Origin of the sequence: Kribbella soli, assembly GCF_004331345.1 — a bacterium.
Classification (GTDB): Bacteria; Actinomycetota; Actinomycetes; order Propionibacteriales; family Kribbellaceae; genus Kribbella; species Kribbella soli.
The window spans coordinates 2,150,631-2,175,475 of record NZ_SJJZ01000001.1; the positions used below are offsets into that span (position 1 = coordinate 2,150,631).

Sequence of the window (24,845 nt, forward strand, 5' to 3'; positions counted from 1 at the left end):
GAGGAGCCCGCTATGACTGCCACCGAAACCCTGATCCGCGAGCTCGCCGACCGCAGCGAACTGGCCGACCTGGTCGCCCGCCACAGCCTGTGGATCGACGAGCACCGGTACGACGAGAGCGACCGCCTGTTCACCGAGGACATCGAGGTCACGTCCCTCCGCGGTGCGGCCCACGGCCTGGAGGCACTGGTCGCGCTGGTGCGGAAAGGCCACGACGACTTCGCCCGCACCGTGCACAACAAGTCCAACCTGGTGATCGAGATCGACGGCGACACGGCCACCGTGCGGGCGCACGACCTCGCCGTGTTCGTCATCGACGACAAGCAGGAGGCGATCGCGGCCGGCATTCATCACTACCGCGCGCGCCGGACCGAGAAGGGCTGGCGCTTCGACCGGCTCGAGGTCGTCCCGGTCGCGCTGACCGGGTCGCTCGAACGCGCACTCTAGAAGGAGCCTGTGGCTGGTCGGTCCGCCAGAGGCCGACCAGCCACAGGGTTCAGGAGGGCGAAACTCCGAGGGTGTAGGCGCCGCGACTGCCGTACGTCGAGTAGCCCGTGTTCAGCGGATCGCCGTAGCCCACGTTGTCGATCCGCAGGTAATACGTACCCGGCTGAAGGCTGCCGCTAACACTCGCACCGAGACCCGTCGGCGTACCGGCGTCGCTCTGTCCGGATGCCGGGTCGTTCGAGGCAACGACCGCGCCGGAGCTGTCCAGCAGATCCAGCTTGATGTCGAGGTTGCCACCGCTCGGAGCGGAGCTCGCCGTCGCGGTGTAGTTGCCGGCAGCACTCACGTCGACCCGGTAGACGTCGGTGTCGTTCTCAGCCGCGATGACGCCGGACGCCGGCGTACCGACGGTCAGCGCGGCCGCGTCGCCGACGGTGTCACCGGCCTCGTCCGCGCGCAGTGCGAGCCCGTGTGAGCCGACGACCGCGTAGTCGTCTTCCTTGTTGTTCGCGTCGGCGTACTCGCCCTTGCTCCACTGGCTGATGCCGCGGTAGTACCCGACGCCCATGATCGGGGCCCACGCGCCGTGGCCCTGGTAGTACCCGACCGTCGACGTCCCGTCGTGCGAGAGGCCGACGTTGTGTCCGGCCTCGTGCGACGCTGCCTCGGCGAGGTTCTTCGCGCCGGTGCCGACGCCCTTCGTGAACACGAGCGCGGGCTGGTAGTAGTCGTGCTGGCTGGTGCTGTCGTACACGCCGACGTACGCGACACCGCCGCAACCGCACCCGGACTGGTACCAGGTGTCCGGATCGATCAGTACGCGCGTCCCGTACTGCTCGTCCGAGGCACCCGACCGGTCGATCGCGGACTGCGCCGGCTCCTGCGTCGTCACGTCCACGTCGAACGACGCGTAGTCCTCCGCGACCCGAGCCCACACCTCGTGGACGACGTCCTGCTCGGCCGTACTGAAGTTCGCCGGATCGCCGTCGGTGTCGTACGCCGAGACGTTGACGGGGTCGACGCCCTTCGACGCGTTCCACGCCGTACCGGTGATGGTGTGGCCGTCGAAGTCCAGGTAGATGACCCGGTTCGAGCCCGGCTTGCTGTGCAGCTCGAACGCCGGGCCGGCCGCGGCGGCAACGGCCGTACGCGCCCAGCGTGGCGACGCCTCGGGAGCCTTCTGCGCGGCCGTCAGACCGGGCTCGCGGAAGAACAGTTTGCTGTCGGCATCGAGCCACGCGGTCTTGTCGGTGGCAAGGATCTGCCGCAACTGGTCCGTCGGCAGGCCGTTGTGCGCGGCAACCTCGGCCAGCCGCGACTGGACCTTCCCGAGCGCCGAGCCACCGGCCAACGGCTGCGACAACAACTGGTCGATCGGTGTCTGCTGCGCATCGGCCTGGGTGCCGAGCGCGACAGCCAGACCTCCGAAAACAACAGCACCGGCACACGCAAGTGCGCCGGTGCGGCGGATTCTGTTCACTACGGGTTCCTCCTCACGTCCCCCCGCGGGCGGTTCCCCCCGAAAGACCCCGGGGCCGTCGATCTCGGTGGGATCGACGGCCCCGGGGCGGTCAAGAGGTGTCAGCCGGCGGTGACGCGGACGGTGTAGGCGCCGCGGCTGCCGTACGTCGAGTAGCCGGTGTTCAGCGGGCTGCCGTACCCGGTGTTCTCAATGCGCAGGTAGTAGCGGCCTGCCGCGACCTGACGGCTGAGGCTCGCGCTCAGCCCGGTCGGGGTGGCCGAGTTGGACTGCCCGGCGGCCGGGTCCGCGGTGGCGACGACACCACCCGACGAGTTCAGCAACTGGAGCTTGATGTCCAGGTCCGCGCCGGACGCGGCCGCGGAGGCCGCGAAGTTGAAGGTGCCGGCCGCGAGGTCGATCCGGAAGGTGTCGACGTCGGAGTCGTTGGCGTACACACCCTTCACGCTCGTCCCGAGCGTCAACGCGGTGGCATCCGACGTGCCGTTGCCGTGGTCGTCGGCCCGCAGCGCCAGCCCGTTCTGGCCGACCACCGCGAAGTCGTCTTCCTTGTTGTTCGCCCCGGTGTACTCGCCCTTGCTCCACTGGCTGATCGCCTTCGAGTACCCGACGCCCATGATCGGCGCCCAGGCGCCGTGGCCGGCGTAGTACCCGACGGACGCAGTGCCGTCATGCGAGAGGCCGACGTTGTGGCCCGCCTCGTGCGACGCTGCCTCGGCGATGTTCTTCGCCCCGGTCCCGACGCCCTTGGTGAAGACCAGAGCGGGCTGGTAGTACGAGTGCTGGCTGGTGTTGTCGTACACGCCGACGTACGCGACGCCGCCGCAACCGCACCCGGACTGGTACCAAGTGGTCGGGTCAATCAGCACCCGCGTCCCGTACTGCTGGTCGGACGCACCGGACCGCGTGATCGCCGCCGCGGTCGGCTGCTGCGTGGTCACGTCCACATCGAACGGCGCGTAGTCCTCCGCGACGCGAGCCCAGACATCGCGTACGACGTCCTGCTCCGCCGTACTCCAGTTACTGGTGTTTCCATCGGTGTCGTACGGCGTGACGTTCACGGTGGAAGGCTTGCCGTTGGTGTTCCACGCCGTACCGGTGATCGTGTGGCCGTCGAAGTCGAGGTAGATCACGCGGTTCGACCCGGGCTTGCTGTGCAACTCGAAGGCCGGACCGGTCGCGGCGGCGACCGCCTGCGTGGCCCAGCGGGGCGACGCCGCGGCTCCGGTCTTCCGCTCGGCGGCGGTGGCGACCGGCTCGCGGTAGAACAGCTTGCCGCCGCGGTCCAGCCAGGCCGTGCGGTCGCTCGCCAGGATCTGCCGCAGGTGGTCGGTGGACAACTTGTTCTGGTCGGCGATCTCGGCGAGCCGGGACTGGACGCGGCCGAGCGCGGCCTTGCCCTGCAGTTCCTGGCCGAGCAGTTGGTCGATGGGGAGCGGAGCGGGCTGCTGGGCGTCGGCCTGGTTACCGACGACAACGGCCAGAGCTCCGAAAACGACGGCACCGGCGCAGGCGAGGCCTGCGATGCGGCGGGTCTTGGGGCGGGGACGAGGGCGGGGGCGGTTTGGCATGGGGCGGGAACTCCTCAGGTACTCCGGCGTGCCTCACTTGACATACTCACGAGCGGTGTACGCGAACTCGCTGTGCGTAGCCTGCCCGAAAGCCCGCATCGCTGTATAGATTCGTCTCGGGATTTAACGTCGACTTGGGAGGGTCCCGATGCGCTTCATGATGGTTTTCAAGGCCAACGAAGAGTCCGAGGCAGGCCAGCCGCCGAGCGAGGAGAGCCTGACCGCGATGGGCCTGGTGATGGCCGAGATGGCGGAGAAGGGCGTCCTGCTCGCGGGCGACGGGCTGCTGCCGAGCTCGCACGGCTTCCGGCTGCAGCTGGATGAGGGGAAGCGCCGAGTGGTCGACGGTCCGTTCGCCGAGACCAAGGAGCTGATCGCCGGGTTCTGCCTGATCGAGGTCGCGTCCCGCGAGGAGGCGGTCGAGTGGGGCTGGCGCTGTATCGCGGCGGACGCCCTCGGCGCCGGCGACCCCGAGACCTCCGGGCTGCTGGAGATCCGGCCGGTTCCCACGGCCGAATTCTTCGGTGACAACTACACGGACGAGGCCCAGGACCGCAACGAACAGACGTTCAAGAAGGCCGCCGAGAACCTTCAGAAGAGCAACACCTGACGGATCGACGCACCGGCGGCCAGGTCGTCGAAGGCCTGATTGAGGTCGTCGAGCCCGACCGTCGCGGTCAGCAGCCGGTCGACGGGGAGGCGGCCGGCTCGGTAGAGGGCGACGTACCGCGGGATGTCGCGTGAGGGCACCGACGAGCCGAGGTACGAGCCCTTCACCGTGCGCTCCTCCGCGACCAGGCTGACCGCGGGAACGCTGAACGTCTGCGACGGATGCGGCAATCCGACGGTGACCGTGGTCCCGCCGCGGCGGGTGGCGGCGTACGCCTGCTCGAGCACTTTCGCGCTCCCGACCGTCTCGAACGCGTAGTCGGCGCCGCCGGCCGTCGCCGCACGCACCTGCTCGATCGCGTCGGCGTCGCGAGCGTCCACGACCGCGGTTGCGCCCAACTCCTGGGCTAGAGCGAGCTTCGACGGTACGACGTCCACGGCGACGATCGGATGCGCTCCGACGAGGACGGCGCCGAGCAGTGCGGACAGGCCGACACCGCCGAGGCCGAAGACCACCGCGCTGCGGCCGGCCCGAACCTGCGCCGTGTTCACGACTGCGCCTACGCCGGTCATGACTGCGCACCCGAACAGAGCGGCGATCTCGGGTGGCAGCGACGGATCGATCTTGACTGCCGAATGTGCGGAAATCACGGCGTGATCCGCAAACCCGGAAACGCCCAGATGGTGGTGCACGTCGGAGGGGCCAGTGCTCGACAGGCGGCGGTTGCCGCTCAGCAAGGTGCCGGCGGCGTTGGCGGCGGCGCCGGGTTCGCACAACGCGGCCCGGCCCTCAGCACAAGGGCCGCAACCACCGCACGCGGGCACAAAGGCACAAGCAACCACGTCGCCGACCGCAAACCCCGGCGCGTTCGACTCGACGACCGAACCCGTCGCCTCGTGGCCGAGGAGCATCGGCATGACGCGTGGCCGCGATCCGTCGATCACTGAGAGGTCCGAGTGGCACAACCCGGCCGCCCGGATCCGGACCAGCAACTCCCCCGGACCTGGCGGCGCGAGCTCCAGCTCTTCCACGTGCAGCGGCCGCGACTCGGCGTACGGCGCCGGCAGGCCCATCTCCCGCAGTACGGCGCCGCGCACGATCATCCCGTGATCCCTTCGAGGGCCGCGCGGATCCCGTCCGGCACCGGGACCGGCACGCGGTCCTGCCGCCCGACGAAGACGTGCACGAACCGGCCGGTCGCGGCCGGCTCGTCCGAGCCCTCACGGAACAAGGCGATCTCGTAGCGCACGCTGGAGTTGCCCAGCTGCCCGCACCGCAACCCGGCGTCGACGACGCCCGGGAACTCGAGCGGTTGCTTGAACGTGCACTGCGAGTCCACGCACAACCCGATCACGTCGCCGCGATGGATGTCGAGCCCACCGGACCGGATCAGGAAGTCGTTGATCACGGTGTCGAAGAAGCTGTAGTACTCGACGTTGTTGACGTGCCCGTAGACGTCGTTGTCCTTCCACCGCAGCGTGATCGCCAGGTGGTGCGGGTACCCGCTGCGGCTCACGGCTTGCGGCCGACACCCACCCACAGGCTGCACATGATGTCGGTGAACTCGCCCTTGTCGACCAGGCGCTGGGTCTCCTCGTCGGGGTACCAGCGGAACGGCGACACGACGCCGGGCCCGACCAGCTCGGTGCCCTCGAAGAACTCGGTGACCTCTTCCTTGCTGCGGACCTGCGCGTCGCCGCCGTCGGCCTTGTAGACCACCATCGCCCGCTCCCACAGGTCCGGCGCGAAGTCCGGGGTGCAGTGCGAGAAGATCAGCAGCGAGCCCGGGGCGAGCGGCTCGACCAGCTGACGGACCAGGTCGTACGGCTTCAGGGCGTCCGGCAGGTAGTGGAAGACGCCGACGATGCTGAGCGCGACCGGCTTGCTGAAGTCGATCAGTTCCTTGACCTCGTCGGACTGCAGGATCGCCTGCGGGTCGGTGACGTCGGCCTCGAGGTACGCCGTCCTGCCTTCCGGCTTGCTCACCAGCAACGCCCGCGAGTGCGCGAGCACGATCGGGTCGTTGTCGGCGTACACGACGTGCGCCGCCGGGGTGATCTCCTGGACGACCTCGTGCAGGTTCGGGCTGGTCGGGATGCCGGTGCCGACGTCGAGGAACTGCGTGATGCCCTGATCGGCGGCGTACCTCGCCGCGCGGTGCATCCACATCCGGTTCGACAGGGCGGCGGTGCGGAAGCCCGGGAAGGCCTGCAGCAAGTGCTCGGCAGCCTGCCGGTCGATCGCGAAGTTGTCCTTCCCGCCGAGGAAGTAGTCGTACACCCGGGCGCCGTGCGGGCGGTCGAGCTTCAACTGCTCGTACATCCGCGGGTCGACGTCGGCATCCTGCGATTCAGTCATGAAATTCCCATCCGCGCTGCGGCCCAGAACTGAGTAGCCATCGTAACCGGTGCACAACGGACCGTGACACCGGCATAACGACACTATCGCTCTTGGACGCCCTTGCCATCAGCTCCAGCGCGTCCGCCAACGGCCTTTACACAGGATTGAATTCCCGCCCTCCGTCGGGTCGTGGTGGACTACCCGAAAACGTGAGGGGACGACATGGGCGACGTGGTTCAGGGGCGGCAGACGGCGGTGTACGACGGGGACGTGGTCGTGTTCCTGATCGGGATGCGGGTCAACTCGCTGGTCAGGGTGCGGGAGTGGCTGCCGGTGGTGCGGGCGATGGGGCCGATGCTGCGGGAACTGATGAAGGACAAGGAGAGCGGGCTGCTCGGGTTCCGGACGCTGCCGACCTGGCGTGGGATCACCCTGATCCAGTACTGGGAGTCGGTGGAGAAGCTCCAGGCGTTCGCGAACGACACCGGCCGGACGCACCGGCCTGCCTGGGTCGAGTACTTCCGCAACTCGTTCAAGAGCGGCGCGGTCGGCATCTGGCACGAGACGTACGTCGTACCGGCCGGCAACACCGAGACCATCTACGGCAACATGCCTCTCCTCGGCCTCGGCAAGATCACCGGCGTCGAACCGGTCGGCAAACGAGGTGACACCGCAGCCGAGCGCCTGCACCAAACGGACTAGGCGTCCGCCAGGCCATCACAATTGCCCGGATCGCGACGGTGCAGGCGGGGGCAGGCGGGGGCAGGCGGCTCCGGCGACGATTGTGATGGCCTGGCCGTCCGGGTCTGCGGCTATACAGTGCAGGCGTGCGGTTCATGCGGGATTTGCGGACGTTGTTGCGGCGACGTGATTTCCGGCGGTTGTTTGCGGTTCGGCTGACGTCGCAGTGCGGGGACGGGGTCTTCCAGGTCGCCCTCGCGTCGTACGTGCTGTTCTCGCCGGAACGGGCGCCGGACGCTGCGGCGATCGCGGGCCTGTTCGCGGTGTCGCTGCTGCCGTATTCGATCCTCGGACCGTTCACCGGCGTACTGCTGGACCGCTGGTCGCGCCGCCAGATCCTGTTCGCCGCGAACCTGACCCGGGCCGCGCTCGTCATCGGCGTCGGCGCGATCGTCGCGGCCGGCAACGCGGGCGCACTGTTCTACCTCGCGGTACTGCTCACCCTCGGCGTCAACCGCTTCCTGCTCTCCGGCCTCTCCGCCGGCCTCCCGCACGTGGTCGAGCGCGGCGAACTGGTGATGGCCAACGCGGTCACGCCAACGAGTGGTACGGCGCTCTTCCTGATCGGCGGCGGGATCGGCGCCGGAGTGAAGCTGCTCGTCGACTCCGACCTGGTCGTCCTCGGGCTGACCGTTGTCATCTACACAGCCGCCGCCCTCCTCGCTCTCCGGCTGCGGCGCGACCAGCTCGGCCCGGACCTGAACGGCGACGAGCCCGGCATCGCCGAGGCACTCCGCACGATCGCAACCGGTCTCGTCGACGGAGGCAGGCATCTCCGCGAGCGCCGGCAGGCCGCGCTCGGTCTCGCCGCGATCGGATCGCTGCGGTTCTTCTTCGGGCTGCTGACGGTCGCGATGATCCTGCTGTACCGCAACTACTTCTACGGGCCCGGCGAGCTGGATCAGGCGTTCGGCGGACTCGCGATCGCGACCGGCGCGGTCGGCGTCGGCCTGTTCGTCGCCGCGCTGGTCACGCCGTGGGGCACTCGGGTGATGGCGCTGCGGCAGTGGATCACGCTGCTGTTCGCGGCCGCGGCGGTGGTGAGCGCCGTACCGATCGGGCTCTACACCCAGCCCGCGATGGTGGTCGGCGGGTTCCTGATCGGGTTCTGCGCGCAGGGCATCAAGATCAGCGTCGACACCCTCGTGCAGACCGGTGTCGACGACGTGTACCGCGGTCGGGTGTTCTCGCTGTACGACATGATCTTCAACGTCGGGCAGGTCTCCGCGGCCGCACTCGGCGCGGCGATCCTGCCCGACAGCGGGAAGTCCTACGCGGTGCTCGCGCTGATCGTGGTCGGCTTCGCGATCACCGCCGTGGTCTACTCACGTGCCTCGCAAGGCGGTGATCGGCTGGATGGCGGAGGCCTTCCAGGCGGGATAGGTGCCGGCGACCAGACCGATGAACGCACCCAGCAGGGGTGAACCGAACGCCAGCCGGTTGTCCAGGATCGGCGTCCAGTCGCGGACCCAGGACACGCCGACGGTCAGGATGACGCCGACCGCCGTACCGAGCAGGCCGCCGAGGAAGCCGACGATCACGCTCTCCACCAGGAACTGAACCGCGATGTGTCTTCGGGCCGCGCCGAGTGCTCTGCGCAGACCGATCTCCGAGATGCGTTCCAGGACGGACAGCAGCGTGACGTTCGCGATACCGAGACCGCCGACGAGCAACGCGACCGCGCCGAGCAGCAGGAACAACGCGTTCAGGTCGGACTCCACACCCTTCCGTACGGCGCCCTGCTTCGGTGGAGCGTCCACGGTCAACGTGCTCGGGTTGTTCGGCTCGATCGCGATCGGGGCCTGCTCCGCGATCAGTTGCGCGGCGCCGACCGCCGTACGGATCTCGACCGCGTCCGGGGACTCGAGGTTGTAGGCCTGCTTCGCCGTACCGTTCGGCATGATCACCGCGTCGTTCAGGTCGGCGCGGCCGGTGACCGAGTCGAGGATCCCGATCACCGTGTACGGCTCGTCGCCGATGAACACGGCCGGCTGCGCGTCGACCCGGTTGATACCGAGCCGCTCCGCCGCATGTTTGCCCAGGACAACCACCTTGTCGGCGCGCTGGTCGTGACCGTCGTCAAAGAACCGGCCGGTCTTGAGCACCGCGCGTACGGCGTCCCAGAGACCGGAGGACCCGGCCATCACCTGGAGGGCCTTGCCCGCACCGCCGTCCAGGCCGGTCACGTTCTCGACCAGGTCGTCACCGATCTCCAGGCTGCTGACGGTCCCGACCGCTTCCACGCCGTTCAGGCGCTTGATCCGGTCCGGCGCGTCCCACGGCAGCTGCGTCGCCGCCTCCCCTTCCTGCCCACCTTTGTCATCCGGCTGCACCACCACCCGGGTGGCTGCGGCCAGGTCGAATCGCTGCGTGATCTGCCCGGCCGCCGTCTGCCCGAGCCCGACCGTTCCCACCAGCGCCGCGACGCCGAGCACGGTGCCGAGCGTGGTGAGGATCAGTCGAGTCGGACGGGCGGCGACGCCGGCCAGCGCCTCGTCGAGCAGGTCTCGTACGGCGGGGCGTGACCTGAGCCGGCGTCGCCGGGAGGTGGACGGCCCGCCGGCGGGATCCGGGGGGCCTGCTTGGGTTACCACTTGAGGGTTCCGTCGACGATGCGGACCTGGCGTTGCGCCCGGCGGCTGACGTTGTCGTCGTGGGTGATGACAGCCAGCGTCATGCCCTCGGAATGCAGTTCGTCGAACACCTGCAGGATCGCCTCCGCGTTCGCCGTGTCCAGGTTTCCGGTCGGTTCGTCCGCGAGCAGCAGACTGGGCTCCGCGACGAGCGCCCGCGCGATCGCGACCCGCTGCCGTTCACCGCCGGAGAGCGTGGTCGGCGCGAACTCCATCCGGTGCGACAGCCCGACCCGGTCCAGCGCGACCCGCGCCCGCGCCATCCGTTGCCGTCGCGGCACTCCGACGTACACCATCGAGAGCGCCACGTTCTCCAGCACGGTGCGATGGTCGAGCAGATGGAACGACTGGAACACGAACCCGATCCGCTCCCCCCGCAGTACGGCGCGCCGGCGCTCGCGCAGGCTCATCGTGTCCACGCCGTCGAGCCGGTAGACCCCACCCGTTGGGTTGTCCAACAACCCGAGCAGATGCAGCAGCGTCGACTTCCCGGACCCGGACGGCCCGACGATCGACAGGTACTCCCCCTGCCCGATGGTCAGATCGACCCCGTTGATCGCCTGTACTTCGGGCGGCCCCGGAAAGAACCGCCGTACGCCGATCATCTCGACGACCGGCGCCGGCAACGCGACCGCGGTGCTCATCGTCCGACCACCACCTGGTCGGCCTCGGACAACTTCGCGTCGCCCTTCGGGGTGACCTGCGCGAACCCGTCCGCGGTCAGCCCGACCGTAACCGGGATGAGCTCCACCTTGCCGTTCCGCAGTACCTCGACCCGCGACGCACCGTCGGATCCGGACGACAGAGCAGCCACCGGTACGGCGAGCACCTTGCCGCTGGTGCTCTTGATCGGGATCGTCACCCGAACGTTCGCGTCCCGCAGCAGCGCCAGCTGGCTCGCGGTCAACGCGTTCGGCGCGACCACCACGTCGTACTGGTTCCCGTTCTTCGTGACCCGGCGGACCTTCCCGGCGACGGACACACTGTCACCGAGATCGAGGGTCGCCGCCATGCCTGCCTTCAGCCGCTGCGCGGTCTCCGCGTCGACCTTGACCGTGACGACCAGCGACGCACCGCTGGCCGACATCACCACGCCGTTCACCGTCCCGCCGCGCTCGACCTTCACGTCGTCGACACGGCGCGGCAGCGTCTTCACGTAGACCACTTCGGACACCGGCAGCGGCGTACCGGCCTTGAACTCGGCCTCGTTCTGAGCTTCCTGAGCGTCCGCGAGGTTCTCCTCCGCGTCGTCCACAGCACCTTGCTGCACCGACGTGTCTCCCTTGCCGCCGGCAGCAGCCTTCGCGGTCTTGGCCGCCTTGAGCTGCGACTGGGCCTGGCGGAGTTGCTTCTTCGCCGCGTCGACCTGCTTCTTCGACTGGTCGACGGCCTGCGTGACCTTCTCGTCCGGCGCGGGAGCTTCGTACCCGGCGTTCTCGTACAGCTCCTCCACCGCGGCCGACGTGTCGAGCGTGTACTCGTCGTCGACCGTCCCCGGGTCGTACCCGAGCCGGTCGAGTGTCTGCTCCAGCTGCAGCACGTCCGGTCCCTTGGACCCTGGCGAGAGCGTCCGATACATCGGCAGTACGCCGGCCAGTCCGATCACCGGCCGCCCGGTGATCTCGAGCAGCGCCTTGCCCTCGGTGATCGTCGACCCGACCGCCGGCACCTTCCCGGTGACGATCGGCGGTGTGGTCAGCCCGCTGGTCTCGACCCGGATGTTCACCGCGCCGTCGAACGACGCGTCGCCCCGGCCGACCACCTTGCTGGACAGCGCCTTCTTCGCCACCGGCACGGTGATCTGGGACGCCTTCGGTGCCGCGGTCTTCGCGGCAGCGTCCTCCGGCGAGCTGATCCGGCTGCCCGCGGCGACACCGACTCCTAGCGAGACGGTGGCGACCGCGGACACCCCGACCAGCACCCGGCGGCGGGACTTGGGCGAAGCGGTCACCGGTTCGCCGTCTCGTCGCGGTACGCCTCGAGCTCGGACTTGTGCTGGTCGACGAACTCCTTCTCGGCCGCGTACTGCACCTTCTTGTACGCGTCGTCGTACCCACTGGCCTTGCACTTCTGATCCGCCACCGCGAGGGCGATCTCGGACTTGCGCAGCTCGGACAGCTTCGCCGAGTCGACCTTGTCGAACGACGGCGGGCCAGTGATCGTCTTGGACGGACCGCCCTTCGTCGGCGGCTTGTTCCCGGTCAGCGTGTCGAGCTTCTGCTGGATCTGCTCACGCGGGTCGTCGACCTTCTTGAAACCGGAGTGCCCGGCGTCGGCCATGCAGTCGGACCAGGCGCTGGTGGCGTCCACCACGCGCTGGTCGGTGTCGATCCGCTTCTGCAACGCCTGGATGTCCTTGAACAGGCTGTCGAACTTCTTGAAGTCGATGTTCCGGTCCGCGCCGTCGCCGTAAACCTGCTTGATCGCCTTGCCGCGACAGCCCAGGTCCTGCTGACCGCTCGAACTCGGGCCGTCCTTGCCGCCCTCGATCACGACCGCGCCGTTGCCGTTCGCGTTCGGTCCGTTCAGCGCTTTGTCGTACGCCTTCTGCGCGGCCGCCGACAGCGCGCTGCGGATCTTGGTGTTCGGGTTCGAGTCGTCGTTTCCGGCCTTGGACCAGTCGATCGTGCTGATGCCGTACCCGTACTGCTCGGCGAACTTGTCCGGCGGCAGGTTGAACGCCTCGCTGAACTTGCTCTTCGCGTTCTGCTCCGGCGGTACGGCGACGTACTCGAAACCGGCCGCCTTCATGCAGGTGACGGTGGCGTCCTCGACCTTGCGCTGCTTGGCCAGATCCTCCTCGGTCGGTTGCTGAGCGCCCCCGGCCCGGACCGCCATCTTGAACCCGCCGCCGGACGAACTGACGAAGCCGTCGCCCATGTACTCCGCGAGCGGACTCTTGTCGCTCTGCTGATCGGACGCGACCGGCGCCTTGTCGTTCCCGCAGGCAGCCAGCGCCAGGACCGCCATCACCGTGAGCGCTGTTCGTGAGGTCTTCATGGCAGTGGAGCGTGCCGCCGCGGCCGTGAAGAACCTGTGAAGGTCCCGTTTGCACCCGATGCTCTCAGTCGATCTTCATCGGATTCTCATCAACTTCGGGGACATTGAGAGCTATGCCAGCCCGGATCTTGGTCGCCGAAGACGACCTCAAGCAGGCGGAGCTGATCCGGCGGTACCTCGAACGGGAAGGGCACCTGACTGTCGTCGTGCACGACGGCCGGGAAGCGATCGACGAGGCCCGCCGGCGCAGCCCGGACCTGCTGGTGCTCGACGTGATGATGCCGAAGGTCGACGGTCTCGACGTCTGCCGGGTGCTGCGCGCAGACGGCGACATCCCCATCATCATGCTCACCGCCCGCTCGACCGAGGACGATCTGCTGCTCGGGCTCGACCTGGGCGCGGACGACTACCTGACCAAGCCGTACAACCCGCGCGAACTGGTCGCGCGGGTCCGGTCGGTACTGCGTCGGACCCGCAGCCGCGCCGAGGGCGAGGTGTACCGCGTCGGCGATCTCGAGATCGACCCGAGCCGGCACGAGGTCCGGCTGACCGGGGAGCTGATCGAGCTGACACCGGCCGAGTTCAAGATCCTCGCCTGTCTGGCGGCGTCGCCGGGGCGGGCGTTCTCACGGCAGCAGTTGCTCGAGCACGCGTTCGGCTTCGACCACTACGTGTTCGACCGGACCGTCGACGTCCACGTGATGAATCTGCGGAAGAAGATCGAGCCGTCCTCGGGCGCACCGGCGTACCTGAAGACCGTGTACGGCGTGGGGTACAAACTCGCGGACAAGGCGGTGAGCCATGCGTCGTAGCGTGCTGGTCCGGTTCCTCGGGCTGTCGCTCGCGGTCGCGCTCGGAGCCGTGATCGCCACCGCGGTGATCGCGACCTACAGCACGACGGAGAAGCTGCAGGGCGAGATCGACGCGAACACGGGGCAACTGCAGGTCGACGGCGAGATCTACAGCCAGCTGTCGAAGTACGCCGCGGATCATCCGACCTGGTCGGGTGTGGACAAGCTTGTGCACGAGTTGGCCGACAAACTCGGCCGCCGGGTCGCGGTCACCGCCGACGACGGCTCGGTGATCGCGGACTCGGCCCGGATGCTCGGCGCCGCGCCGGAACTGCCATCGGTGCCGGCGGCAACCATCGATGTCCGGAACTCCGGTGGTGCGAAGTTGGCCGGGGTCTCGAGCGTGATGAATGTGTACACCGCCCGCAAGACCGTGGCGGCCGGCGCGGCAGGCGGGTTCGTGGCGACCGCGAACGCGATCCCGCCGTTCGTGGGAGCCCCCGACTGGGGGTTGACCGAGGAGGAGCAGCGGAACCAGGCAAAGCTCGCCCAGCAGGTAGCCGACTGCTACACCGCGAAGGGCAGGCCCGCGAGCATCGCGCAGACCGGCGGGGCGGTCCCGCAGGTGATGATCGAGTCGTCGCAGTCGCTCGCCGGCGCGCGCGTGATGGAGAAGCCCGGAGCCGCTGCCAAGGACGACACCTGTTACTCACCCGGACTGTACGCTCCGAGCGCCAAGGCCAAGATCGTCAACGACGACGAGGTCCGGCGCGCGGTCGCCTGCCTCGATGCCGCGAGCATCGACTACCAGGTCAACGACTTCGAGGGACTGAAGTCGATCGAGCCCAAGGCCAAGGGCGATTTCACGGACAAGTTCGTCGACTGCACCACCCAGGCCCGCGTCCAGGCGTTGACGCCGTACGTCGCTCCGCCCGCGAAGCTGTACCTCGGGGCGAAGAGCACGTTCAACGTCTTCTCCGGTGAAGGACTGCTGCGGACGGCGGCGACCGCGCTCGGTGTGCTGCTGATCGCGGCGCTGGTGATGTTCTTCGCCGGACGTCGTCTGGTGCGACCGATCGTGGCGTTGACGGGTGCGACGCAGCGGATGCGCAACGGGGACCACGCGGCGCGCGTGCCGGTGAGCGGGAAGGACGAGGTGGCGCGGCTCGGGCATGCGTTCAACGACATGGCCGAATCGATCCAGCGGCACGACTTCCAGCGCAAGGCGATGGTCAGCGATGTCGCGCACGAGTTGCGGACACCGTTGGCGAACATCAAGGGATACCTGGTCGCGTCCGAGGACGGCGTCGTACCGCTCGATCAGTCGCTCGTCACCTCACTGCTCGAGGAGACCGGGCTGCTGGAGCACTTGGTCGCCGACCTCCAGGACCTCGCCCTCGCCGACGCCGGCATGCTCCGCCTGCACCCGGCCGAGCGCGACCTCTCCGAGTTGGTCCAGCAGGTCGTCTCTGCGCACCGGCCCGCCGCCGACACCGCTGGGGTCACCCTCACCGCCGCGCTCGCCGGCTCTTCGCCCGCGGTCGTCGACGGCTCCCGGATCCGGCAGGCCCTCGGAAACCTGGTGTCGAACGCGATCCGCTACACGCCGACGGGCGGGCACGTCGTGGTCGGCGTACGGCCTGTGGAGTCTGGTGGCAGGGCGGGTTACAACCTGACGGTCACCGACAACGGCGCCGGCATCGCGCCGGAACACCTCCCGCACCTGTTCGACCGCTTCTACCGCGCCGACGTCTCCCGCACCCGCACCACCGGCGGCAGCGGCCTAGGCCTGGCCATCACCAAACACCTCACCGAAGCCCACCAAGGCCACATCACCGTCACCAGCAACCCCGGCACCGGCTCCACCTTCACCATCTGGCTCCCCGCAACCTCCGGCTAAGAGCGGCATTGCACCCTGAGCGCGGGCAGTGCACAGGCCATTTCGGCTCTTGCGACCGATGTGTGATCTGCAGCTCGACAGGATGTGTCGGGTGGACGGGTAGTGCACCTGAGCGTGAACGTGTCCGTGCGTACAGCGTCTCACCGGTGCACTACCTGTCCAGCTTGCACATCACACCGCCGCGAGCAGCCGTGCCGCCACCAACCCACACATCCGGCAGAGAGCCGGATATCCCCTGGTGTTGTGGGTTCTCCCCTCGCATACCAACGGAGAAGGCACAACGCCGTCGGATATCCCCTCCTGTGCGGAAGCTCTCGTCGTGCTCAGTCGGGGCCGGCCGGTGGGACGGCCCGCGCGAATGCACGCCGCGTGCGGTGCATGCGGCGGTGGTGGGGTGCGTGGGGTGCATGCGGTGGGGACTGGAGATAGGGGCTGGTGGGCGGAGACAGGGAATGTCGGGTTCCAGCACTCCACGGCCTGTCTCAAGTCCCCGGGTGCCGCCACCAACACCCACACATCGGACCGGAGAGCCGCCATTTCCTGTGCAGCGCCCCCGGTTGGGGTACGACGCCACCAGAGCCGACAAACCTAGACTCGGGGGCATGGCGGCGCGGAAGGCTCGGGTGGGGGACGTGCATGAGGTTGCCTCGGGCATGCCGCACGTCACCAAGTGGGAGCGGGACGACGGGACGGATCGGCCTGTGTATCAGGTGGGTGGGAAGTCCTTCGTGTTCTTCCGTACGCCGCGACCCGACGCGGTGGATCCGGTCAGCGGGGACAAGTACGACGACGTGATCATGATCTGGGTCGAGTCCGAGAACGAGAAGCTCGCGCTGCTGTCGGACGACTCGAACCCGTTCTTCTCCACCCCGCACTTCGACGGCCACCCATCGGTCCTCGTCCGGGCCAGTCAGCTGGGTGAACTCACCAAGCAGGAGCTGACCGAGATCATCCAGGACGCTTGGCTCTCCCGAGCCTCCAACAGGCGCGCAACGATGTGGCTGCGAGAGCACCGGTTGAGCTGATCGCGCTGCCACACTGAGCGTGTGAGCTCACCGCCCCCCGGCCCGAACTACAGCTGGCAGCCGCAACCGGGCGACTACAAGTCGGCGCCGACGTACGGGCAGCCGCCGCGGAAGAACCGCGCCGGGCTGATCATCGTGCTGATCGCCGCCCTCGTATTGGTTGCCCTCGGCGCGGTCGGCGTACTCGCCTACCGCCTGGTGATCGACCACCGCACCAGCGACCCCGAGCCCGGCAGCGCCGCCCCCGCACCGCGCTCCGCCGCCGGCAACCCGATGCCCACCACAACCACCCGACCAACCGCCGCGCACCCAACCACCGCACGCCCAACTGCTGTGCGCCCGACCACCGCGCGGCCGAGTGCAACGGGCCCAGTGGGTGCGAGCGATCTCGCGCGCCGTTTCGTCACCCAACTCAACGCCAACAACTCCAAGGGCGCAGCCGCCTTCGCTTGCGAGGGCTCAGAACAACTGATCCCGTTGCTGATGCGCACCCTGGTCGGCCCACCAACCAAGCTCACCACCGGCACTCCGGTCAGTCAGGCACCGACGTTCGTGATCCCCCTGTCCGGCACCTCCAAGGGCGCAGCCGTCACGGGAGTCCTGATCATCAGCAAGCTCGATCCGGCGCCCATGTGCGTCCGCGCCTTCCAAATCACCACCACCCACTAACCGCCCAGGGAGCGGGCTGTTTCGAGTAGGTCGGAGCCGGTGGGGAGGGTGGCGATGATGGGGGTGTCGAGGCCGTTCTCCACGTAGCGGTTGATGTGGGCCCGGCATTCGGCGGGGGTGCCGTGGACGATCAGGGCGTCGATGAGGTCTTCGGGGATGGCGGCCATGGCGGCGTTCCGGTCGCCGGCGGCCCAGGCGTCGCGCATCGGTTTCATCACTTCGGCGCGGCCGAGCCAGTCGTGGAAGGCGGCGTACCCGGGCACGGTCAGGTACGTCGCGATCAGGAAGCGGCCGATGTTGCGGGCCATCTCGGCGTCCTCGGTGACGCAGACGAAGAGGCGGGCGGCGAGTTCCTTGTCCGGACCGAGTTCCTCGCGGACCCGGCGTACGTCGTCCGCGGACAACCAGTTCGTGATCGCGCCGTCGGCCTCGCGCGCGGCCAGTCGCAGCATCTGCGGACGCAGCGCGGCGAGCATGATCGCGGGCGGTACGTCGGGCGCCTTCTCCAGCCGGAACCGCCGGATCGTGAAGCTGTCGAACTCCCCGTCGACCTTCTCCCCCGCGAACGCCTGCCGCAGGAACCGCAGTACGTCGCGGGTCCGCGCCAGCGGCGGGTCGTACGCGATCCCGTTCCACCCGGTCACGATCGTCTCCGACGACGCCCCGATCCCGAGCACGAACCGCCCCGGCGCGAGATCCGCCAACGCCGCGGCGCTCATCGCCAACGCCGCCGGCCCACGGGTGTGCACCGGTACGACGGCCGTCCCGAGCCGCAGCCGCTGGTCCCACTCGGACGCGAGCACCAGCGGCGTGAACGCATCCGCGCCGGCCACCTCCGCCGACCACAGATCCGTGTATCCCAACTCGTACAGCTCCGAGATCAGCGCGCGGTGATCACGCAACGGTACGCCGGTCAGCGGCACGGTCAGACCCCAGCGCATTCAGATCATCCTCTTCAGCAACGGGAGCGGCGCGAACCGCATCACCTGGGCGAGCGGCCACCACGGCCGCGCCGGAACGTACGCCTTCGCCTTCTCCGCCTCGATCGCGGCGACCATCGCGCGCACCCCCGGCTCGGTGTCGACGATGAACGGCGCGTGTGCGACCCGCTCGTTCATCTCGGACCGGATGTACCCGGGATAGATCGTGCTGACCTTGATCGGCTTGCCCAACAGCTCCAGCCGCAACCCTTCGCCGAGCGAGGCGAGCCCGGCCTTCGTCGCGGCGTACGTCGTGACCGTCTTCGGGAACCCGCGCAGCGCGGAGATCGACGCGATCAGCACCAGGTGGCCGGCGTTCCGCGCCCGGAACAACTCCATCGCCGCCTCGGCCTGGGCGAGCGCGCCGACGAAGTTGGTCAGCGCGGTGTCGCGGTTGGCGTCGAACCGGCCGGTGCCGAGCGGCGCGCCCTTGCCGAGACCAGCGTTCACAACGATCCGGTCCAGCGGCAGTTCGGCGTCGACCTCCCGGAACACCTTGAACACCTGGTCGTGATCGGTCACATCCAGGCTGTGGACAACGATCGTGGCCTGTGGACAACGCTCGGTCAGTTCGGCTTTGAGCGCGTCCAGCCGCTCGGTCCGGCGCGCGGTCAGCGCCAGGTTGTGGCCCTTCGCCGCGAACTGCCGGGCCATCTCGGCACCGAGGCCGGAACTGGCGCCGGTGATCAGGATGTTCCGTCGCATCGGCATCCCTATCTGTAGGTGAGCATCTCGGTGCCGTCGAGATGCCCGTGCTCGTTGTGGCTCACCACGGTCAGCCCGCGCGCCCCGGACAGCACCTTGGTGATCGCAGTGTTGATCGTCAACGGATTGAGTGTGAGCCACAGTCCGTCGCCGCCGGTCAGCAGCCGGCTCACCACGGACGTGATCGGCCCGCCGGACGTGAACACCACGGCCGTTCCACCCTTCCCGAGGCTCCCCGCGGTCCGGCGTATGGCGGCCTCGACGCGGTCCGCGAACGCCTGGAAGCTCTCCGTGTAGCCGTCCTCTTCGCGCACCCAGCGTTCCGTCGCGGCACTGAACATCTCCTGGAACGCGCGCTGCGGATTCCCCGTCCGCGCGAGGTCGGCCAGCATGACAGTGCGCCGCCGGTACGCCGGTTTGTGCGCGAGGATCACCTGCTCGTGGTCGAACTCGTCGAAGCCCGTGTCCACCTCGGCCCGATCCGACAGTCCGGCCGCCTCGAGCGCGAGCTGCGCCGTCCGCAGGTGCCGCGACATCGAACCCGTCACCACCAGGTCGGGCCGGACGCCCCGCGCGGCCAGCGCCTGACCGAGCACCACCGCTTGTCGCTCACCGAAGTCCGACAGCTTGTCGTAGTCGCGCGCACCGAACGATGCCTGCGCGTGCCGAATCAGATAGATGACAGCCACTCACGCCTGCCGCATGATCTTGCGGCAGCGCCGCTCGAGGAGATTCACCGGCAGCCAGAAGTTCTTGAACCGCGGGTTGCGGGTCTGCTTGTGGTGGTAGCGGTAGTAGATCTGCTGCGCGATCACCGCCAGCCGGAACAGCCCGAACACCTCGTAGAACGCCCAGTTCTCCGCCTCGAGGCCGGACCGCTTCACGTAGTACTCCACGATCTCGTCCCGCGTGAGCATGCCGGGCGCATCGGACGGCTGCAGCCGGAACCGGCGGAACGCCCAGTCGTCGTCGGCCTGCACCCAGTACGCGAGCGCACTCCCGAGATCCATCAACGGATCGCCTAGCGTTGCCAGCTCCCAGTCGAGTACGCCGACCACACGCAGCGGATCGTCCGGGGCCAGGACGACGTTGTCGAGCCGGAAGTCGTTGTGGATAACGCAGGTCCGCACATCGGCCGGCTGATGAGCGGCGAGCCACGCCATCACACGCTCGTAGCTCGGCACGTTCCACGTCTTCGCCTTGCGATACCGCCCGGACCAGCCCGTGACCTGGCGTTCGACGTACCCCGCGCCCCGGCCGAGATCGGACAGCCCGGCCGCCTCGGTGTCGACGGCGTGCAGCTCGGCGAGCGTGTCGATCAACGTGAAACCCAACTGCCGGGTCTGCACCGGAGTGAGGTCGACACCCAACGCGTGATGCCCGGGGATCGTCCCGACCACCCGCTCCATCACGTAGAACTCGGAGCCGACAATCGTTTCGTCCTTGCAGTGGGCAACCATCTCCGGGACGTACCGGAACACGGGCTTGAGGCCGGCCTGGATGCGGTACTCGCGGCCCATGTCGTGCGCGCTCTTCGCCTTCGTCCCCGCCGGTGGGCGACGCAGGATCAGGTCATGGCCGGGATACCTCAACAAGTACGTCAGGTTCGACGCCCCGCCGGAGAACTGTTTGACCTCGGGAAGTCCGTCCGGCAACGCGGTCTGCGCGCGCAGCCAGGTGTCGACCGCCGGGACGTCGAACGCGTCCTCCTCGCGGACCGCCCGCGCGCCATCACCCATCCTTGCCCTCGGCCCGCTGCCGTGCCCGCGCCGCGATCTTGCGCATCTGCCGGTCGTACAGAGGCCGGGCGAAACGCTTGGTGCGCCACGCCAGCGCGGCCGGGCGGTCGGGGATGATCAGGAACCGTTTCTTCTTGATTCCGTCGAGTACCGCGGCCGCGATGTCGTCGGCGGTCCGCGGTGACTTCTCGATCAGCTGTCGCGCGGTCGCGCCCATCGCACTGTCCGCACCGCGGATCGAGTCCGCGAGATTGGTCCGGAAGAACGACGGGCAGGCCACCGACACGCTCACGCCGTACGGATGGAGCTCGTGTGACAGCGTCTCGGAGAGCGCGACGACACCGGCCTTCACCGTGTTGTACGAGCTCATCATCGGCGGGTGCACGAGACCGGCGGCGGACGCGGTGTTGACGATCTGACCAGAGCGCTGCTGTTTGAAGAGCGGCACGAACGCGCGGCAGCCGCGGACCACGCCCATCAGGTTGATGTCGACGACCCGGTCCCATTCGTCGAGCGTCTCGACGTCGATCCGCCCGCCCGTCGCGATGCCGGCGTTGTTCACCAGGATGTCCAGGCCACCCCAGTTCTGCTCGCACCACGCGACCGCGGCGTCCCAGTCGTCCGGGCTGCGGACGTCGAGCTTCAGGTACGTCGTACCGCCGTCGGGACTGTCCTCGGCCAGGTCCGTGCTGAGCACCTGGTGGCCTTCAGCAACGAACCGCGCGACCAGCGCGGCACCGAGCCCGCTGGCCGCGCCGGTGACGAGGACCCGACTCACTTGGCCTCCTGAACTGCCGAGAGGTACGACGCGAGCTCGATCCTCGCGATCACCCCACGATGCACCTCGTCGGGCCCGTCGGCCAGTCGCAACGCGCGGGCGCTCGTCCACGCGGCCGCGAGCGGGAAGTCGTCGGACAACCCACCGCCGCCGTGCAACTGGATCGCCATGTCGATGACGTCCTGCGCCATCCGCGGTACGGCGACCTTGATCTGACTGACCTCGCTCAACGCGCCCACGAGCCCCTGCGTGTCCAGGAGGTACGCCGTCTGCAGGACGAGCAGCCGTGCCTGGTTGATCGCGATCCGCGCGTCCGCGATCCGCTCGCGGTTGCCGCCGAGGTTGACGAGCGGCTTCCCGAACGCGGTCCGGCTGGTGCCGCGCTGCAGAGCGAGCTCGAGTGCTTTCTCGGCCAGACCGATCAGCCGCATGCAGTGGTGCACGCGCCCGGGTCCAAGGCGGCCCTGGGCGATCTCGAACGCCTTGCCCGGTCCGACCAGGATGTTCGCGGCCGGCACGCGGACCTCGGTGAACGACACTTCGCCGTGGCCGTGCGGTTCGTCGTACCTGCTCATCGCGGGGAGCAGGCGCTCGACCTTCACGCCCGGGGTGTCGCGCGGGACGAGGACCATCGTGTGGCGCGCGTACCGGTGGGCGTCGGGATCGGTCAGGCCCATGAAGATCAGCAGCCGGCAGTCGGGGTGGCCGACGCCCGTGCTCCACCATTTGCGGCCGTTGATCACGACCTCGTCGCCGTCGAGGACGGCAGTTGCCTGCATGTTGGTGGCGTCGGAGGACGCGACGTCCGGCTCGGTCATGCAGAACGCGGAGCGGATCGTGCCGTCCAGCAGCGGTTCGAGCCAGCGCTTCTTCTGGTCGTCGTTGCCGTACCGGAGCAGGACCTCCATGTTCCCGGTGTCCGGCGCGTTGCAGTTGAAGATGTACGGCGCGATGAACGACCGGCCGGTCAGCTCGGCGATCGGGGCGTAGTCGAGGTTGCTGAGGCCCTCGCCGTACTGCTCGTTCCCTGGTTCCGCGGGCGGGAGGAACAGATTCCACAGGCCTGCGTCACGGGCTTTCGCCTGCAGGTCCTTGATCATCGGTTGCGGCTGCCACGGGTCACCGGCGGTGCGGATCGCGGTGTGCAGTTCTGCCTCGACCGGCTCGATCTCGGTGCGCAGGAAGGTCTCCACGCGCGCGATAAGATCCTGAGCCCGGGCCGAAGGTTCGAACCCCATCAAGACTCCTCCCTCTCGCCTTGACCGTAGCTCAGCCCCTAAGCAATGCTCAATGGCATGGATCACCGGATGTCAGCGGAGGACCGCAAGAAGCAACTGGTCAAAATCGGCCTGATGATGCTTCGCGACCAACCGATCCATGAGCTGTCCATCGACGCGATCGCCGGCGAGGCCGGAATCTCCCGCGGGCTGCTGTTCCACTACTTCCCGAGCAAGCGCGACTACTACCTCGCCGTCATCTCCGCGGCCGGCCGCCGCCTGCTCCGGGTCACGAAACCGGACGAGACGCTGGCGCCCGAGCAGCAGCTCCGCGAGATGCTGGTCCAGTTCGTCGCCTTCATCTCACGCCGCCGTGCCGCCTATATCTCGTTCGTCCGCGGTGCCGCCGGCGGCGACGACTTCGCGGTCAAGGTGTACGACGAGACGCGCGCAGGCCTGACGAAGCGCATCCTCACCTACCTGGGCACCCCCGAGATCGCCGACGAACCCACGTCCCGCGAGTACCTCCGCATCCACGCGTGGCTGTCGTACACCGAGGACCTCGCGATCGAATGGTCCGGCCTCCCCGAGTCCGACCGCCCGTACACCGCCGACGCCCTCATCGACCACTCGATCGAGGCCCTCCACCTCCTACGCAAGCTGTAGCTCGGCGCGGATGGAGGTGGGTTGGGGAGGATTCCTGCCCGATCCGGGTAGGTGATCCTCCCCAACCGCCGGCTCCGAGGGCGATCAGGCCGAGGGCGGCAGGAGTTCCGGTGCCAGTTGCGGGTCGTCCATCTCCGGGTCGAAGGGGAAGAGGGGGCGGCGTACGGCGTGGTGGCCGAGGCGGAGGAGGTCTTGGTCTACGCCGCCGGGGGTGAGGGCGAGGAGCCAGTCGGCGGCGAGGTTGTAGAGCTCTGGTTCCAGGTAGCCGATCTTGACGATGACCAGGTCGGTGGCCGCCGGGTCGAGGCCGAGGAGGGTGAAGTCGGCGAGGTGGTGGTACGGCTTGCGGCGGGTGGTGAGGATCGAGTGCAGACCACCGACCTGCACGACCGCGACGGTGCCGCCGACGGGATCCTCGGAGATCGAGAACACGGTGCCGGACAGTGCGACCGGACCGGCGGGACCGGAGTCGACCTTGCCGCCGGCGGTGACCTCGACCTGATTCCCGACGCCGGCCGCTACGCAGGCGGCGACTGCCTCGGCATCGGAGATGCTGGCGTGGATCGCGGTGGCCTTGCCTGAGGTCAGTTCCTCGATCGTGAGCAGCTGACCGAGCGTCCACGACGTATCACCCGCGCCACCGGCGGTCGGGTTGTCACCCGAGTCGCTGATCAGGAACGGGCGGGCATCACTCGCGAGCCCGGCCGTGACGCACTCGTGCAGCGTTCCGGTCGGCGCGACGAAGGCGAAGCCGTCGCGGGCGTCCCAGTAGGCCTTGGCCAACTCGGTGGCGCGCTCGGTGATCAGTGCGTGGTCGTCGCCGGTGACAACCACGGCCGCGCGACACCGCGGCTCGTCGGCCCACGCGTACCCGACCCAGACAGCGGCATCCAGTACGCCGGGCTCGTCCGCGATCTCGCCTACGCGCCGATAGATCGACTTGGCCGGCTCGAGCCGCGTCGACGTCTTCTCGCCCGGCAGCAGCACCGGCACCTGGACCCACGCCTTCCCCGGCTTCCCGAGTCCGGACCGCAGCCGCTCCACCAGGTTCCGCAGCGCCCGCTCGCGGCTCTCCATCGCGTCCTCGTGCGGCGCCATCCGGTAGCAGGTGATCAGATCGACCGCCGTACCGAGCTCGCGGGACACGTTCCCGTGTAGGTCCATCGACGCCGACATGAGTACGTCGGGACCGAGAACGGAACGGATCCGCGTGGCCAGGTCTGCCTCTGCGTCCTGCCGCCCGACGACGCTCATCGCGCCGTGGATGTCGAAGAACAACCCGTCCAACGGGCCGGCGTCCTCGAGGCGCGTGATGATCTCCGCGGACAGGTCGTCGTACACCTCCGGCAGCACCGCTCCGCCCGGAAGCGACCGCGCATGCAGCAGCGGGACCCACTCGATGCCCTGCGCCCAGTCCTTGCCGAGGAACTCGTACCGCTCCATCAGGTGGTCACCGCGCCGTACGTCGAAATCGGCGAGGCCGGCCCGGTGGGGCGAGAACGTGCTGGACTCGATGGCGATCCCGGCAATGCCGATCCGAAGGTTCATGTCTA

25 protein-coding genes are annotated in these 24,845 nt (G+C 68.6%); 9 read left to right on the forward strand and 16 right to left on the reverse strand.

Features of this window, described 5'->3' with window-relative positions; all coding sequences use genetic code 11:
• Positions 1-12: 12 nt before the first annotated feature.
• Complete coding sequence (locus E0H45_RS10795) at positions 13-447, forward strand: nuclear transport factor 2 family protein (protein ID WP_131336614.1); 435 nt, start codon at positions 13-15, stop codon at positions 445-447.
• A 49-nt stretch (positions 448-496) separates the two neighbouring features.
• On the opposite strand, the gene E0H45_RS10800 is transcribed toward E0H45_RS10795, so the two are convergent.
• Both E0H45_RS10800 and E0H45_RS10805 read right to left on the reverse strand, forming a co-directional pair.
• Positions 497-1,927 carry a pre-peptidase C-terminal domain-containing protein gene (locus E0H45_RS10800; protein WP_238154899.1) on the reverse strand — a complete coding sequence of 477 codons (1,431 nt, stop codon included), beginning with the start codon at positions 1,925-1,927 and terminating at the stop codon, positions 497-499.
• A gap of 101 nt (positions 1,928-2,028) precedes the next feature.
• Positions 2,029-3,498, reverse strand: a complete 1,470-nt coding sequence (locus tag E0H45_RS10805) for a pre-peptidase C-terminal domain-containing protein (RefSeq protein WP_131336618.1) — start codon at positions 3,496-3,498, stop codon at positions 2,029-2,031.
• 148 nt (positions 3,499-3,646) lie between these two features.
• Here E0H45_RS10805 and E0H45_RS10810 point away from each other — a divergent pair, with 148 nt between their 5' ends.
• Complete coding sequence (locus E0H45_RS10810; RefSeq protein ID WP_131336620.1) at positions 3,647-4,108, forward strand: YciI family protein; 462 nt, start codon at positions 3,647-3,649, stop codon at positions 4,106-4,108.
• Here the strand turns inward: E0H45_RS10810 and E0H45_RS10815 are convergent.
• The 3 genes from E0H45_RS10815 to E0H45_RS10825 are packed head-to-tail and all read right to left on the reverse strand — an operon-like array spanning position 4,090 to position 6,466.
• Entirely contained in the window at positions 4,090-5,211 is a 1,122-nt protein-coding gene (locus E0H45_RS10815) for a zinc-dependent alcohol dehydrogenase family protein (protein ID WP_131336621.1), read from the reverse strand. The genes E0H45_RS10810 and E0H45_RS10815 overlap by 19 nt on opposite strands.
• Entirely contained in the window at positions 5,208-5,624 is a 417-nt protein-coding gene (locus E0H45_RS10820) for an acyl-CoA thioesterase (RefSeq protein WP_131336623.1), read from the reverse strand. The genes E0H45_RS10815 and E0H45_RS10820 overlap by 4 nt, the downstream gene beginning before the upstream one ends.
• Entirely contained in the window at positions 5,621-6,466 is an 846-nt protein-coding gene (locus tag E0H45_RS10825; protein ID WP_238154900.1) for an SAM-dependent methyltransferase, read from the reverse strand. The genes E0H45_RS10820 and E0H45_RS10825 overlap by 4 nt, the downstream gene beginning before the upstream one ends.
• 204 nt (positions 6,467-6,670) lie before the next feature.
• Between E0H45_RS10825 and E0H45_RS10830 the strand changes: the two genes are divergently transcribed.
• Positions 6,671-7,150 carry a DUF4188 domain-containing protein gene (locus E0H45_RS10830; RefSeq protein ID WP_131336625.1) on the forward strand — a complete coding sequence of 160 codons (480 nt, stop codon included), beginning with the start codon at positions 6,671-6,673 and terminating at the stop codon, positions 7,148-7,150.
• Between the two features lie 134 nt (positions 7,151-7,284).
• Positions 7,285-8,613 (forward strand): MFS transporter, encoded by a 1,329-nt coding sequence (locus E0H45_RS10835; RefSeq protein ID WP_238154989.1) that lies wholly within the window; start codon positions 7,285-7,287, stop codon positions 8,611-8,613.
• Here the strand turns inward: E0H45_RS10835 and E0H45_RS10840 are convergent.
• From E0H45_RS10840 to E0H45_RS10855, 4 genes are read right to left on the reverse strand one after another with little or no spacing between them, the layout of a single operon-like run.
• Positions 8,515-9,783 (reverse strand): ABC transporter permease, encoded by a 1,269-nt coding sequence (locus tag E0H45_RS10840; RefSeq protein WP_131336630.1) that lies wholly within the window; start codon positions 9,781-9,783, stop codon positions 8,515-8,517. The two genes, E0H45_RS10835 and E0H45_RS10840, sit on opposite strands and share 99 nt — an antisense overlap.
• Positions 9,777-10,466 carry an ABC transporter ATP-binding protein gene (locus tag E0H45_RS10845; RefSeq protein WP_131336632.1) on the reverse strand — a complete coding sequence of 230 codons (690 nt, stop codon included), beginning with the start codon at positions 10,464-10,466 and terminating at the stop codon, positions 9,777-9,779. The genes E0H45_RS10840 and E0H45_RS10845 overlap by 7 nt, the downstream gene beginning before the upstream one ends.
• Entirely contained in the window at positions 10,463-11,773 is a 1,311-nt protein-coding gene (locus tag E0H45_RS10850; protein WP_131336634.1) for a peptidoglycan-binding protein, read from the reverse strand. The genes E0H45_RS10845 and E0H45_RS10850 overlap by 4 nt, the downstream gene beginning before the upstream one ends.
• A complete protein-coding gene (locus E0H45_RS10855; RefSeq protein WP_131336636.1) occupies positions 11,770-12,822 on the reverse strand; it encodes a hypothetical protein in 1,053 nt (350 codons plus the stop codon). Before E0H45_RS10855 ends, E0H45_RS10850 begins: the two co-directional genes overlap by 4 nt.
• A gap of 113 nt (positions 12,823-12,935) precedes the next feature.
• On the opposite strand from E0H45_RS10855, the gene E0H45_RS10860 reads away from it, so the two are divergent.
• The 4 genes from E0H45_RS10860 (at position 12,936) to E0H45_RS10875 (ending at position 17,207) form a co-directional block, all read left to right on the forward strand.
• Positions 12,936-13,634 (forward strand): response regulator transcription factor, encoded by a 699-nt coding sequence (locus E0H45_RS10860; RefSeq protein WP_131336638.1) that lies wholly within the window; start codon positions 12,936-12,938, stop codon positions 13,632-13,634.
• Positions 13,624-15,513, forward strand: a complete 1,890-nt coding sequence (locus E0H45_RS10865; RefSeq protein WP_131336640.1) for a sensor histidine kinase — start codon at positions 13,624-13,626, stop codon at positions 15,511-15,513. The genes E0H45_RS10860 and E0H45_RS10865 overlap by 11 nt, the downstream gene beginning before the upstream one ends.
• A 602-nt stretch (positions 15,514-16,115) precedes the next feature.
• On the forward strand, positions 16,116-16,538 hold the full coding sequence (locus E0H45_RS10870; protein ID WP_131336642.1) for an MmcQ/YjbR family DNA-binding protein: 423 nt from the start codon (positions 16,116-16,118) through the stop codon (positions 16,536-16,538).
• Positions 16,539-16,559: 21 nt separating this feature from the next.
• Positions 16,560-17,207, forward strand: a complete 648-nt coding sequence (locus tag E0H45_RS10875; protein WP_131336644.1) for a hypothetical protein — start codon at positions 16,560-16,562, stop codon at positions 17,205-17,207.
• Here E0H45_RS10875 and E0H45_RS42830 read toward each other — a convergent pair.
• The 6 genes from E0H45_RS42830 to E0H45_RS10905 are packed head-to-tail and all read right to left on the reverse strand — an operon-like array spanning position 17,204 to position 22,647.
• Positions 17,204-18,148, reverse strand: a complete 945-nt coding sequence (locus tag E0H45_RS42830; protein WP_131336646.1) for an LLM class F420-dependent oxidoreductase — start codon at positions 18,146-18,148, stop codon at positions 17,204-17,206. The genes E0H45_RS10875 and E0H45_RS42830 overlap by 4 nt on opposite strands.
• Complete coding sequence (locus E0H45_RS42835; RefSeq protein ID WP_202872248.1) at positions 18,149-18,892, reverse strand: SDR family oxidoreductase; 744 nt, start codon at positions 18,890-18,892, stop codon at positions 18,149-18,151.
• A gap of 8 nt (positions 18,893-18,900) precedes the next feature.
• Entirely contained in the window at positions 18,901-19,581 is a 681-nt protein-coding gene (locus E0H45_RS10890) for a histidine phosphatase family protein (protein WP_131336650.1), read from the reverse strand.
• On the reverse strand, positions 19,582-20,631 hold the full coding sequence (locus E0H45_RS10895) for a phosphotransferase family protein (RefSeq protein WP_131336652.1): 1,050 nt from the start codon (positions 20,629-20,631) through the stop codon (positions 19,582-19,584).
• On the reverse strand, positions 20,624-21,409 hold the full coding sequence (locus tag E0H45_RS10900) for an SDR family NAD(P)-dependent oxidoreductase (RefSeq protein WP_131336654.1): 786 nt from the start codon (positions 21,407-21,409) through the stop codon (positions 20,624-20,626). Before E0H45_RS10900 ends, E0H45_RS10895 begins: the two co-directional genes overlap by 8 nt.
• The gene (locus E0H45_RS10905; RefSeq protein ID WP_131336656.1) at positions 21,406-22,647 is read right to left on the reverse strand and encodes an acyl-CoA dehydrogenase family protein; all 1,242 of its coding nucleotides are present in this window, start codon (positions 22,645-22,647) and stop codon (positions 21,406-21,408) included. Before E0H45_RS10905 ends, E0H45_RS10900 begins: the two co-directional genes overlap by 4 nt.
• A 69-nt stretch (positions 22,648-22,716) precedes the next feature.
• On the opposite strand from E0H45_RS10905, the gene E0H45_RS10910 reads away from it, so the two are divergent.
• On the forward strand, positions 22,717-23,292 hold the full coding sequence (locus E0H45_RS10910) for a TetR/AcrR family transcriptional regulator (RefSeq protein ID WP_238154901.1): 576 nt from the start codon (positions 22,717-22,719) through the stop codon (positions 23,290-23,292).
• A gap of 84 nt (positions 23,293-23,376) precedes the next feature.
• Here E0H45_RS10910 and E0H45_RS10915 read toward each other — a convergent pair whose 3' ends face one another.
• Positions 23,377-24,840 carry a M81 family metallopeptidase gene (locus E0H45_RS10915; RefSeq protein WP_131336658.1) on the reverse strand — a complete coding sequence of 488 codons (1,464 nt, stop codon included), beginning with the start codon at positions 24,838-24,840 and terminating at the stop codon, positions 23,377-23,379.
• Positions 24,841-24,845: the final 5 nt, after the last annotated feature.